The organism is Kibdelosporangium banguiense (assembly GCF_017876405.1).
Classification (GTDB): domain Bacteria; phylum Actinomycetota; class Actinomycetes; order Mycobacteriales; family Pseudonocardiaceae; genus Kibdelosporangium; species Kibdelosporangium banguiense.
Genome location: NZ_JAGINW010000001.1, coordinates 10,584,897 through 10,597,430, shown reverse-complemented (window position 1 = coordinate 10,597,430; position 12,534 = coordinate 10,584,897). Strand labels below are relative to the sequence as shown.

The window sequence follows — 12,534 nt, the reverse complement described above, 5'->3', positions numbered from 1 at the left end:
GGGTAGCGCCGAGCCGACCGTCAACGAGCTGTTGCACTCAATGGAACGACCCGTAACCACGGTCTGGCGCAGGGCGCGAAGGCGTCTTCGGGCTCATCCGGGAGCGTCTCTCGCTGACGAAGCCGGCCTGCCCTGTTCCAAACTCAGTCGTACTGGTGGCATGGCTGAGCAGATGTTCGGCACCGTCCGGCCGCGTGAGCCATGTCTTCGCTCATCCAGCGGGACAACCCATCAGATTTGCCGGACCTCCGCCGCGAACTGCCCATGGTGTGGATTGACGCTGTCCACGAATCGCTCAACGATGCGCCTACTCGTCGTCCTGCATAGGCCTGGCCGAGGGCAGCGAAGACATCCGATTCGAAGGGACGATCCATGGCGCAGACCTCCCTTCCGCCCGCGGGGAACGAAGCCACCGGCGGTGGCCTGAAGCCGCTCCTCGGTGTCACGGCAGCGATTCTGCTCACCCTGTCCTGCATCACACCGGCGTCGAGTCTGTTCATCATCGTCCCGTCGCTGCTGACGACTCAGGGATCCGGTGTCGTCCTCACGCTGCTCGCCGGTGTTGTCGTCTCCATCGGCGTCGGTGCCTGTTACGCGGAGCTGGGCACTCGCACTCCCAGTTCTGGCGGGGAGTACGCGATGGTCACGCACACGCTCGGGCGTCGGTTCGGCTGGGTCACCTTCGTCCTCGCGATGGGCATGATGATCGTGATTCCTCCGATCATCGCCCTGGGGACCGCCGACTACCTCGCTCCCATCGTGAACCTCGACCGTCCCCTGACGGCGGCGATCGTGATGCTCCTGGCGATGGGAGCCGCGCTTCTGAACCTCCGGGCGAACGCCTGGGTGACGAGCAGCTTCCTGGCGATCGAGACCATCGCCGCGGCGGTCGTCGCCTATCTCGGTTTCAGCCACGCCCAGCGTCCGATCACGGAGATCGTTGCGCCGCAGGCTCTCGACGGATCGGCTCTGACCCCGTTCACGGCAGGGATTCTGATCTCAGGTCTCGCCGTCGCGATGTTCGTGACCAACGGGTTCGGAACGGCCGCCTACCTCGCGGAGGAGATCGTCAATCCCCGGCGCAACGTCGCTGTCGCGGTGTTCGGGTCGCTCCTTGCCGGTGCGGTGATCATCGTTGTTCCGACGATCGGCCTCGTGATCGGCGCCGGCTCGGTCACCCAGTTCGCTGGTCACACGTTCCCCGACTTCGTGACCGAGTGGGCCGGAACCCGTGTCTCGGCCGCGATCAGCGTCGGCGTCGCGATCGCGATCCTCAACGCTGTCATCGTGATGGTGCTCCAGAGCGGTCGTGTCATCTACGCGTCCGCGCGCGACAAGGCCTGGCCGGAAGCAGTCAACCGGGTTCTCACCCGCCTGCATCCCCGCTTCAACTCTCCGTACGTCGCGACGATGGTCATCGCGATCCCCAGCGCGCTGCTGGCAGCGTTCGCCGGCATCGAGGCACTGCTGGGTGTCACGGGAGTGATGGTGTCCCTTGTGTACTTACTGCTCGCCCTCGCCGCACTGGCCGCCCGACGAAAGACGACCAAGGGCTGGCGGATGCCGCTCTGGCCGGCTGTGCCGGTGTTCGTGATCTGTGCCGTCGGTTACGCGATCACTCAGTCCGCGGTGCGGGACCTGATCATCACCGGATGTGTTGTCCTCATCGCTGTCGCCTATGACCTGCTGTACCTGCGGCCGCGAGGGGCGACTCGGTTCATCGTCGACCCGAAGGACGACCGGTAAGTCCGGGACAGCGGACTCCGGTCGTCCTCAGTGGACCGTCAGAATGATCACCTCAGTTGTTCGTCGATTCGGCGTGCCGCGCTGATCCCGGTCTCCAGTGCGCCGTCGATGAAGCTGCCCCAGCCGTCAGAGTAGATGGACCCTGCCATGTGGACACGCCCTTCCGGGGCGCGGAGTCCGTCGAAATGCTTGGTGAGTTGTCCGGGTCGCAGCATCGGCCAGGTCTCGCGAGAGTACTCGTCGGCGCACCAGTCGTGCCCGAACGACGAGATCACCTCCGCGTCAGGCAGCCACAGCCGAATCGCGCTCTCGACTCCCGCCCGGTCCTCCGGATCGATTCGACCGCCGTCGGGCCCGAAGCACGCGACGATCGTCTCGCCCGGACGGCTGTATTCCGCCTGGCACATCGTGAAGATCTCAGTCGGCGGTGCGATCGCCAGGAAGGGTCGCAGCTCGCCGCGCAGGCGCGCCCACACCTTCGTCCCGCGAGACATCTGCCCTTCAGCGATCATGGCGCGCTTGGCGGGATTCAGATCGGGTGAAAACACGATCGAGCCGAGAACCGAGAGCGGGACAGTCACGATCGCGTGCTGGGAGCGCACGATTTCGCCATCCGCGGTGCTGATCGACACGCCGTTCTCGTCCTGCTCGACCCGGGTGACGACGGCGCCGAGGCGGACTTCGGCGGTGATGTCGTGGCGCATCCGCCGAGCCAGCTCGGACGTCCCTTCGACGATCTTGTATCCGCCCGCGACATCGAAGTGGACATCCCAGTCGCCGCTGGAGAACGCCCACCAGCGAAACGCCTGGCTCATGGCGCCTTCGGCGGGCAACCCGCTGAAATCCGTGGCGATGAGTCCTTCCAGCAGGTCACGCTCGGCCCCGGTCAGGCCGATCCGATCCAGGTGTTGCACGACGGACTCGTCGTCGACTGTCCTGATTCGTTCGCTTCCGAGTGCCGACGTCGGCCGGGGAAGGTACTTCACCGAAGATCGCATGACGTCCCGGACGCGGTCCCCGGCGAAGTCCCTCAACTCTTCGAACGTGCCGGAGTGCAGGCGTCCGCCCGCGATCCAGTAGGCGATCTCCGCGACAGCCGCGCCAGGCTTGACGGTGAGCTGGTACCGGTCGAGTTCGGCCCAGATGTGGGCCTGATACCAATGCACGTACGTGCCGCCCAGCTCAAGGTTCGAGCCCCAGCGGTGCTCGGTGAGAGCACGTCCTCCGATGCGGTCGCGGGCCTCGAGAACCAGCGCAGACCGGCCCAGCCAGCCGAGCTCGCGAGCTGCCACCAGGCCGGCGAAGCCGGCGCCGACAACGGCCACGTCAGTCGTGGTCACCATTTCTCCTCCGCGACAGTCGATCCGTGGGCCCTACCACCGGCGGGCGGATCCGTTCGTTCGATACTCGGGCCAGGGCATGTCGATCGGAGGTTCGAAGTCAGCCGGGAGGAGGGCGGGCATCGGGTCGGCGCCGCGCCGTTCGTGGAACTCGGCCTTCGCGCGATCGAGGACCTCCGGCCGCGTGAACAGGTCGAGGAACGTTCCCGCGACGGTCTTGCCTGCGACGACGATGGTCGGCCCGGTCGTCTCCGGAATTCCCCCGAGTGCGTTCATCACCCACGGCGGGTAGGCGCCCCTGCCCGCATCCGGGCGGAGAGCCGGGCGAGCGACATAGAAACGCACCGTGGGCGCGTAGTGGGTCATCTCGACGTAGTCGTCGCTCGTCCAGTTCTGTTGCCAGGCTGGCATATGCGCTCGCAACGCGGCCTCCGCGTCCTGAGGGCTGATCAGCAGTTCCGTTTCCTCGAGGAACGGCCGCTCCATCGGCTCGATACCGAGACTTCGCTGGATCTGTCGGGCGGTCGCGATCGCCTCAGGCCCGTATGCCGGTGCGCCCACCTCCGCCAGGTTCTCGTAAAGCGCCTCAGCCAACGTGTGGTTGGTCAGACCGGGACGGCTGCGAGCGATCCATCGCTCCTCCAGACTGCAGTGCGCCATCTCCGCGGCATTGCGTGCGTTGCGGTCGAGGACCTCCAGTACTCGCTCGGCCATTTCGATGTCCGGTGTGCGCCACGAGAACTGGATCCGTGCCACGCGCGCGGGAAGGTTGTCCGCCGTCGCCTGTCCGTCACTCAGGATGGCGTCGGAGAGGCTCCAGCCACCCGCGCTGGGCAGCATCGCGTCCTGCATGATCCGGGACGCCGAGTACATCTGCACGAGCGCCGCGTTCGCCCCGGGAGCGCGGGCGGCCGAGTGTGAGGCGGGAATCGGCGAGTGGGGGTCGGCCGAGATCTGCCAGGTCTCCGGGTGATCGCAGAGAAAGCTGTAGACCTTGCTGTAGTACGCACCGCATTGCGTGTCCCAGCGGGCGGTGTTGCACAGCGGAAGCATGTAGAACGGGTGGAAGCTCACGATCGCGTCCACATCGTCGTAGTACCCGCGCAGTCCATGAACGACCTTGGAGCCGTGCATCTTCTCGGCGGGCTCTCCGGTGTACTTCAGCGTTCCGGGTATGCCGTGCGCCTGCATCGTGTGCTTCGTCGCCAGAAGACCTGCCAGCGTGGAGATCCCCAGCACCGAGTGCGGATCGGTGTGCCCGGGCGCGAACCGGCTGAGACCGTCTCGCGGGGTCTCTGTCGTGGCGGCTGCCTGACAGTTGCCTGGAACCGCGTCGTATTCGGCATAGGTGAGCAGGGTGGGCCCGGATCCGTTCGACCAGCGCGCACTGAACGCGGTGGGCATTCCACCCGACCCGGCTTCGACGTCGAAACCCTCGGCGCGAAGCCGCTCGACGTACCACGCGGCGGAGTCGTACTCCCGCCATGCGGGTTCAGCCAGCTCCCAGATGTCGGTGTGCCAATCGGTGAGGCGTTCGAGGTTGACGTCGATCCACTCACGCGCGGTCTTCTTGGCGGTGTCGGGCGCGTTCATCTGATCAACCTCCAGGACGTCGTCAATCGCCGACATGCTGCCCTGCCCGGCCCTCACTGTCGAACGCCGATTCGCCCCGAAGGGCCGAAGTATCTGCAAATCTGTGGGCCTGATGCCGCATATTCGCCACACGGTGCTTGCCCGTGACATCGCATGTCGAACAATCGCGGTTTGCCCCAGGCGAAAGACTCCACTTACCCTCGGGCTCGTGGACCACCTCACCGAGCACGCCGTGACGATCCTGCGTCGCGACGGCCGGGCGTCCTACATCGAGATCGCCCGCAGGCTGAACTCGGATCGCACGATCATCGCGAGCCGGCTCGCTCCGCTGTTCCAGGATGGTTCACTTCGAGTTACGGCGGCAGTTCACCCGCGCTTCCTCGGGCTCAACGTGCTCGCGCACGTCAGCGTCCGCGTCATGTCGAGCGTCGACACCGTGGCGAACGAGCTCATCGACATGTCCGAGCCGGTGTTCATCTCGGAGACCACGGGTCGCTTCCAGCTCGTCCTCGAGCTGCACCTCGCCGGCCTGCAGGAGTTGCACGACATGATCCAGCGGATCAGGGGTGTGCCGCGGGTGACGGACGTCGAGGTCGCGCTCTACGAGCACATGATTGCCAGCTTCTTTCTCGGCGAGGAACCGGAAGGGCTGGCGAGATCGATCGATCCGGTCGATCTCGCGATCATCCGGGAGCTGCAGGAGGACGGCCGGCTCGCTTACGCGGAACTGGGCCGGCGGGTCAACGTGTCCACGAGCACGGCTCGTAGCCGCGTCCAGAGCCTGCTTGAATCCGGGGTGATGCAGATCGGTGCCGTGCACGGCCGTGACGCCGCAGGCAGCGACCTGGTGTTCGGACTCGGTGTGGTGGTTCGAGGCAGTACCGACGCTGTCGTGGACTTGCTGCTCACCGAGACGGGCCTCGAACTGCTCGCCCGGGCCGTTGGCCGGTACAGCGTCATCGCGACTGTCGCGTTCTCCCGTGTTGCCGATCTACAGCGCCTTTTGCTGGAGCTGAGGGAGATCGACGAGGTCCAGTTCGTCGATCAGTGGCTGCACGTCCGCATTCTCCGCGAGCAGTATCACCACGATGCCGTCCAGGCGGGGTAGGAACTAGAACATGTCTCAGACCTCTCCGCACGCCGTCACCGATCCTGCCACTGCGGGGGCGGGATCGGGCGGATCTTCCCCGAGTCGGGTTCTTCCAAGGCGCCTATGTCAACGTCTACGTCTCCAACGAGCAGGTAGCCGCGACGATCGCTGATCCGCACCCTGCCCTGACCGGCAGGCATCCGTGGTGCCGGGCGCCCCAGACAGGCATGCCTCCGGGGCGTCGTCACCCTTGGTGCCGCTGTTTCCCGGACGGAAGCTGGGCGAGCATGTATGCGACCGCGTCGTTCATCTTGATTCGCCACAGTTCGACGGCCGCCTCACCGTCGCCCGCGTCGATGGCGGCGAAAATCCTTTGGTCGTCACGCACGATGTCGTCGATGGGGTAGGCGTAGTCGAGCCCCATGACGGCGATGAACATGCGCAGATGGTCCGCGAGAATTTGCAGCATGGGGGCGATGCGCACCAGTCCGGAGGCCTCGGCGAGAGTGTTCTGGAAGTCGATGTCGGCTGCACCGGTTCGGTAGACGTCGCCGATCGAAGCGTAGTTCTTCAGCTCGTCAAGGGATCGGATCACCGACTGGCGGGCCTCGGGGGACCATCGGACGGCCGCGCGGATCACCATGGCGCCAAGCGCACGCCGAGCGGCATATGTCTCGATCACATCGTTCGTCGTCGGTACCGGGACCACCGCCGCGTGTCCCGTCGTGACGGTGAAGAGCCCATCTCTCTCCAACAGTCGCATCGCCGTCCGCACCTGGCCGCGAGTCGTCCGCAGCCGGCCGGCCAGATACCGGTCGGTGATGCGGTCACCGCCCGCGAGTAAGCCGTCCGCGACACCCTGGCGGATCGTGACGATGATCTGATCCGCGAGGGCTCGTTCCGGCCCGTGGTGACGGATCGCTGATCGGGTGGGCCCCCGGACGCCGTTCGGATCTGTTGTGCTGGGGACCACCCAGGCGAATTCCCGGCGAGGTGCCCTCGCCCATTTGCGCAGTTCGGTCTCCAGTTCCTGCAGGGAGTGCGGCGGGAGGAATGCCGCCCAGTTGACGAAAAGCGAGAAGAGGGACTGCCAATCATCGGCATTCCGGCACGCCCGGCCAAGGGCGACTTCGGTGGGGAGTGGAGCCGTCTTTGATGCGACGGCCATGATGGCGGTGTCCGCCTCGACCGTGCTTTTCACCGTTGCCCAGAAGGTATTCACGTCTGCGGTCTCAGTGATCTGATCGCGGATCAGATCGGCCGCCAGAATCGTTCGCAGTGACCGTCGCAGTCCGGGCCCGGCATGCGCGGGCTGGGACGACTCCGCGTTTCTCGCGAGCTGGAAGACGATGACGGCGTAGTCCGGAGTTACCAGGAGACCGACGAGCCCTGGGCGGGACCCCTGGATCTCGGCAGCCAGTTCGTTGGTCAGGTCCGTAGTGGACCTCATGGGATCCCACGTGCGCGCCACATAGGACTGACTGACGCCGAGGGCGTCAGCGATCGAGCGGCTCGACCATTTGGTGATGGGCATCCACAGCGGCGCGGTGAGGATGGCTTTGCGTGTCTCTTCCATCGTCTGGCGGTGCTGGGCGGGGTGGCTCAGCCGGGCGATGCCGCCTGCCTGATACCGGGCGGTCCATTTCGCGGCGGTTTGTCTGGTCACGTTGTGTACCCGAGCGGCTCGCGTGGGGCCTAAGGACAGCGTGTCCAGTACGAGCCGGGCTCGCCGCCGCACTTCGTCATTTGAATGGTGCGCCAGCGCTTCGAGAGACGGATCGTTCATCAGGAGTCAAGAGTGTAACTCGTTGACTCGATACCGGTGCGACTTCGGTCACAGGACTTCCGGGCGGAGCGCCGCCGCCACATTCTTTTCCCACGTTCAGCGAACCTGCACCACTCGGACGCCGCGTCCCCCGGGAGAGGCAGATGACGGCAGACCCTTTGACAAGTCCGTTCACCCTCAAGAACCTCACGCTTCGCAACCGGATCGTCAGTACGTCACACGAACCCGCCTACGGCGAGGACGGCTTGCCCGGCGACCGATACCGCGCGTACCACGTGGAGAAGGCGCGGGGCGGGGTCGGGCTCACGATGATCGGTGGCAGCGCGATCGTCAGCCCGGACAGCGCCCCGGCATTCGGCAATCTGCAACTGTTCAAGGACGAAGTCGTTCCGTTGCTCCGACGCCTCTCCGACGATGTGCACGAGCACGGCGCCGCTGTGATGACGCAGTTGACCCATCTCGGCCACCGGACGAGCAACTACACCCACGACTGGCTTCCTGCCGTGTCGGTCAGTGCCGTCCGTGAATCCGCGCACCGCGCGTTCGCACGCCCTGCCGACCGGCTGGATCTCGAACGCATCGCAAGCGACTTCGCCGAGGCGGCCGTGCGGTGCAAGGAAGGAGGCCTGGACGGTGTCGAGCTCATGGCGTACGGGCATTTGCTGGATGCCTTCTGGACTCCGGCCCGCAATCGCCGCGAGGACGAGTACGGCGGAACCTTCGACAACCGCATGCGGTTCCCGCTCCAGGTCGTCCGTTCGATCCGTGCGGCTGTCGGCGAGGACTTCATCGTCGGTGCTCGCATGACCTTCGACGAGGGCCGCAGCGACGGTCTGCAGCCCGGCGAAGCACTCGAGATCGCGCACTCGCTGACCGCCGCCGGGATCGACTTCTTCAGCGTGATCAAGGGTTTCATCGACACGGACGCCGAACTGGCCAGGGTGATCCCGCCGATGGGCACCCCTGCGGCGCCACATCTGGAGTTCGCGGGATGGGTCAGAAAGAACGTCGACGTCCCGGTCATGCACGCCGCGAAGATCGGGGACGTGGCGACCGCCCGGTACGCCATCGCCGAAGGACTTGTCGATCTGGTGGGGATGACGCGGGCGTTGATGGCGGATCCCCACCTGCCGAACAAGATCACGGCCGGGCGGACGGACCGGATCCGGCCGTGTGTGGGCGCCAACATGTGCATTGACGGCATCTACACCTCCGGGGCCGCTCACTGCGCCCACAACCCGTCCACCGGCAGGGAACTACGCCTGCCACATCGGGTCGCGAAGGCTGCCGCGCCGCAGAAAACCGCTGTCGTCGGAGGCGGGCCCGCAGGGCTGGAAGCGGCCAGGACGCTCGGCGAGCGCGGGCACGACGTCGTTCTGTTCGAGGCGAATCCCAGTCTGGGTGGCCAGATCGCGCTCGCCGCGCGCTCGCCCCGGCGGCGTGATCTGATCGGGATCGTCGACTGGCGGATCGCGGAGTGCAAACGGCTCGATGTCCACTTCGAACTGAACCACTTCGTGGAGCCGGGCGAACTGGCCAGTGCGGGTTTCGACACCATCGTGATCGCGACCGGTGGCTTGCCGGACATCGGCGTGGCCGAAGGCAGCGGGCTCGCAGTCGACTGCTGGGACATCATGTCGGGAACGGTGCGGCCCCACGGGGACGTGCTCTTGTACGACGACCACGGCGGACATCAAGCGCTCGACGCGCTCGAAGCCCTCGCGAGCACGGCGGCGTCGATCGAGCTGGTCACTCCCGAGCGCACCGTCTCCCCGGATGTCGGGGCACTGACGATGGCCGGCTATCTGCAGATGCTGGCTGATCACGACGTGACGATCACCCCCGCGCGGCGCCTGGCGCGCATCGAACGAGCCGATGGGCGGCTGAAGGCGACCTTCGTCGTCGACGGTGCTCACCGAGCCATCGAACGGTACGCCGACACGATCGTGATCGAGCACGGAACGATGCCGGTGACCGACGTCTACGACGCTCTGGTGGACGCGTCGATCAACCAGGGTGAGATCGACACCAGGGATCTGCTGGCGCTGGCACCCCAGTCGCCGGTTCACAACCGGGACGGCCGGTTCCGTCTCTACCGCGTGGGTGACGCGGTGAGCAGTCGCAACATCCACGCCGCGGTGCTCGATTCCTTCCGCCTGTGCAGCGCCATCTGACCGCCATCCGATCAACGACGAGGAGTTCCGGAATGTCGACGAATGTCCTTGACGACGCACCATTGACGGGCTTTCACAAGCGGCTGGCGGTGTACTCGGCCGGCGGGCCGTTCCTGGACGGCTACGTGCTGAGCATCATCGGTGTGGCCATGACCCAGATAACCCCGCAGCTCAGGTTGTCGGCGTCCTGGGAGGGGCTGATCGGCGCGTCGGCGTTGATCGGGATCTTCCTCGGTGCCTTCGTGGGCGGCTATCTGACCGACAAGTTCGGGCGTCAGCTGCTCTACACGATCGACCTCGTCGCGATCATCGTCTGCTCGGTCGCCCAGTTCTGGGCCGACGACGTGTGGCTGCTGTTCCTGATGCGGCTGCTGATCGGCATGGCGGTCGGCGCCGACTATCCGATCGCGACCTCACTGCTGGCGGAGTTCGCACCCCGCCGCTACCGAGGGCCACTGCTCGGCGGTCTGGTCGTGATGTGGTTCCTCGGCGCGGCTGTGGCCTACGTCGTCGGTGAAGTGCTGCTGCACAACGGAAGCGAGGATGCGTGGCGATGGATGCTGGCCAGCGCCGCCCTGCCTGCGACCATCATCGTCCTGCTGCGGTTGGGCACTCCGGAATCACCACGATGGCTGGTGAGCAAGGGCCGTCTGGAAGAGGCTCAGGCGGTGCTGCACAAGGTCTACGGGCCTGACGCGCGACTGTCGGACCTGCCTCGCGAGGAACAGGAGAACACCGACCTGCGCAAGGTGATGCGGTCCGGTTACGGCGGACGGTTGTTGTTCATCTCCGCGTTCTGGACCTGTTCGATCGTGCCGCTGTTCGCCGTGTACGCCTTCGGGCCCCGTATTCTCGGCGCGCTGAATCTTGAAGGAGGGCTGGCCAACATCGGGGCCGCGGCGATCACGGTGCTGTTCCTGGTCGGCTGTGTCGCGGGGATGCTTGCGATCAACCGGCTGGGGCGTCGCGCGTTGATCATCCACAGCTTTGCCTGGGCAGGACTGGCCCTGTTGGCGCTTGGGGTGTTCCCCGACGCGCCCGTAGCGGTGATCATGACGCTCTTCGCGGCGTACGCGGTGCTGATCGGCGGCACGCAGATCCTGCAATGGGTGTACCCCAACGAGTTGTTCCCCACCGAGATTCGCGGTTCCGCCGTCGGTGTCGCGTCCTCGCTCAGCCGGATCGGTGCCGCCGTCGGCACCTACCTGGTACCGGTGGCTCTCACCGGTTGGGGCATCGGCGGGACCATGCTGGCGGCCGCGGGAATCACCCTCTTCGGGGCCGCGATCTCGGTCTTGTGGGCGCCGGAGACGCGTGGCCTCGCCCTGCACGAAGCCGCCATGATTCAGAGCAAGGGCACCAAGGCCGCCACCGTCCACACCGGACCGTAAGCAGCCCAACGGCGTTCTATGGCCGGCGAGCGATGAAGTCGGCGGCTCTCGCGATGGGGGAGGTCCTGCCGCCGGCGGATTCGTGCCGGTCAGCCAGCCGGTACGCCAGGTACAGGCCACGCACGCCCAGCCACCGCAAGGGTTCCGGTTCCCAGGTCTTTGTCCGGTGCGCCACCCAGGGAAGCCGTGTCAACGGCGTTTCGCGGTGCAGCACGAGATCGGCGAGGGTGCGCCCGGCGAGGTTGCTGGCCGCCACGCCGTGGCCGGTGTAGCCACCTGCCAAGCCGAGTCCACTCGCGTGGTCCAGTTCCACTGTGGCGCACCAGTCGCGCGGCACGGCCAGCACACCGGACCACGCATGGGCGATGTCGATTCCGCGGGTCGGCGGGAATAGGTCTGCCAGCGTCTTACGGAGTGCGTTGATGGTGGCTGGAGACGTGTGGCCGCTGTCGTCGAACCGAGAGCCGTACCGATAGGGAATCCCACGGCCGCCGATCGCGATACGCCCGTCTGCGGTGCGCTGGGCGTAGATGTAGCCGTGCGCGGCGTCACCGAGGGTTTCGGCGCCGTGCCAGCCGATCTCGGTCCAGGATGCCTCGTCCAGGGGCTCGGTGACGATCATCGAACTGTTCATCGGGAGCCAGTCACGCCGGTAGCCGGGTAGGCGTGTCGTGAAGCCTTCAGTGGCACGGAGCACGATGGGCGCGGTGACCGTACCGTGCGGAGTCGTCACGAGACCGGGCGAGATCCGAGTGACGACTGTGTCCTCGTGGATTGTCACGCCGTGGCGTTCGACGGCGTCAGCGAGTCCGCGGACGAGTTTCGCCGGCTGGACACGTGCGCCGTGCGGGTTCCACGCTGCGGCAAGGCATTTCGTCAGCCGGATGCGGTCCACTTGTTCGGCGCTGGTCAGCAGCCGCGTGTCCGGATCCTCGGCTGCGTGGAGCCGCAGTCGTTGCTCCTGCGCGGGCGTGCGGGCGATCTCCAGGACGCCGCCCTTCACGATGTCGGCGTCGATCGATTCCCGCGCGGCGACGGCGATGACCTCGTCGACAGTCTCGTTCACCGCGGCCTGCAACTGCCGGACGGGTCCGGCGCCGTGCAGTTTCGCCCAGCGACGTGCCGAACCGGGGAGCAACCCGGCCAGCCATCCGCCGTTCCGGCCGGAGGCGCCGAATCCGGCGAACTCGGCTTCGAGTACGACGATCCGCAGTGCCGGATCCGCCCGGCTGAGGTAGTACGCGGTCCACAGACCGGTGAACCCAGCGCCAACGACGCAGACGTCGACGGTGCGGTCGCCCGGTAGCGCCGGCCGGCGCTGGGGCTGTGGGCCTAGTTGGGCGAGCCAGTGGGACACGCTGCCGTTGACTGTCATGTCCACCTTTCGGATGTGGATTCGGTGACCGCGGGTCGT

The 12,534-nt window shown here is 66.3% G+C and carries 8 protein-coding genes; 4 read left to right on the top strand and 4 right to left on the bottom strand.

Annotation, left to right across the window (positions count from 1 at the left end):
- Window positions 1–372: 372 nt before the first annotated feature.
- Entirely contained in the window at window positions 373–1,746 is a 1,374-nt protein-coding gene (locus tag JOF56_RS47375; RefSeq protein ID WP_209646056.1) for an APC family permease, read from the top strand.
- Between the two features lie 47 nt (window positions 1,747–1,793).
- Here JOF56_RS47375 and JOF56_RS47370 read toward each other — a convergent pair whose 3' ends face one another.
- Together JOF56_RS47370 and JOF56_RS47365 are read right to left on the bottom strand one after the other, a co-directional pair.
- Entirely contained in the window at window positions 1,794–3,086 is a 1,293-nt protein-coding gene (locus tag JOF56_RS47370; protein ID WP_209646055.1) for a flavin monoamine oxidase family protein, read from the bottom strand.
- A 33-nt stretch (window positions 3,087–3,119) separates the two neighbouring features.
- Entirely contained in the window at window positions 3,120–4,715 is a 1,596-nt protein-coding gene (locus JOF56_RS47365; RefSeq protein WP_209646054.1) for a zinc-binding metallopeptidase family protein, read from the bottom strand.
- 172 nt (window positions 4,716–4,887) lie between these two features.
- Here JOF56_RS47365 and JOF56_RS60490 point away from each other — a divergent pair, with 172 nt between their 5' ends.
- Window positions 4,888–5,787 carry an AsnC family transcriptional regulator gene (locus JOF56_RS60490; protein ID WP_209646053.1) on the top strand — a complete coding sequence of 300 codons (900 nt, stop codon included), beginning with the start codon at window positions 4,888–4,890 and terminating at the stop codon, window positions 5,785–5,787.
- 226 nt (window positions 5,788–6,013) lie between these two features.
- Here the strand turns inward: JOF56_RS60490 and JOF56_RS60485 are convergent, their stop codons facing one another.
- Window positions 6,014–7,555 (bottom strand): FCD domain-containing protein, encoded by a 1,542-nt coding sequence (locus tag JOF56_RS60485; protein ID WP_372448324.1) that lies wholly within the window; start codon window positions 7,553–7,555, stop codon window positions 6,014–6,016.
- 143 nt (window positions 7,556–7,698) lie between these two features.
- On the opposite strand from JOF56_RS60485, the gene JOF56_RS47350 reads away from it, so the two are divergent.
- Together JOF56_RS47350 and JOF56_RS47345 are read left to right on the top strand one after the other, a co-directional pair.
- Window positions 7,699–9,729, top strand: a complete 2,031-nt coding sequence (locus JOF56_RS47350) for an NADH:flavin oxidoreductase (protein WP_209646051.1) — start codon at window positions 7,699–7,701, stop codon at window positions 9,727–9,729.
- Between the two features lie 32 nt (window positions 9,730–9,761).
- The gene (locus tag JOF56_RS47345; protein WP_209646050.1) at window positions 9,762–11,120 is read left to right on the top strand and encodes an MFS transporter; all 1,359 of its coding nucleotides are present in this window, start codon (window positions 9,762–9,764) and stop codon (window positions 11,118–11,120) included.
- Window positions 11,121–11,136: 16 nt separating this feature from the next.
- Here JOF56_RS47345 and JOF56_RS47340 read toward each other — a convergent pair whose 3' ends face one another.
- Window positions 11,137–12,495 (bottom strand): NAD(P)/FAD-dependent oxidoreductase, encoded by a 1,359-nt coding sequence (locus tag JOF56_RS47340; RefSeq protein ID WP_209646049.1) that lies wholly within the window; start codon window positions 12,493–12,495, stop codon window positions 11,137–11,139.
- Between the last annotated feature and the right edge of the window lie 39 nt (window positions 12,496–12,534).

Coding starts and splice junctions, on each gene's coding strand:
- JOF56_RS60485 (WP_372448324.1), bottom strand. CDS start 7,555: ATGAACGATCCGTCTCTCGAAGCGCTGGCGCACCATTCAAATGACGAA.
- JOF56_RS47345 (WP_209646050.1), top strand. CDS start 9,762: ATGTCGACGAATGTCCTTGACGACGCACCATTGACGGGCTTTCACAAG.
- JOF56_RS47340 (WP_209646049.1), bottom strand. CDS start 12,495: ATGACAGTCAACGGCAGCGTGTCCCACTGGCTCGCCCAACTAGGCCCA.
- JOF56_RS47365 (WP_209646054.1), bottom strand. CDS start 4,715: ATGTCGGCGATTGACGACGTCCTGGAGGTTGATCAGATGAACGCGCCC.
- JOF56_RS47350 (WP_209646051.1), top strand. CDS start 7,699: ATGACGGCAGACCCTTTGACAAGTCCGTTCACCCTCAAGAACCTCACG.
- JOF56_RS47375 (WP_209646056.1), top strand. CDS start 373: ATGGCGCAGACCTCCCTTCCGCCCGCGGGGAACGAAGCCACCGGCGGT.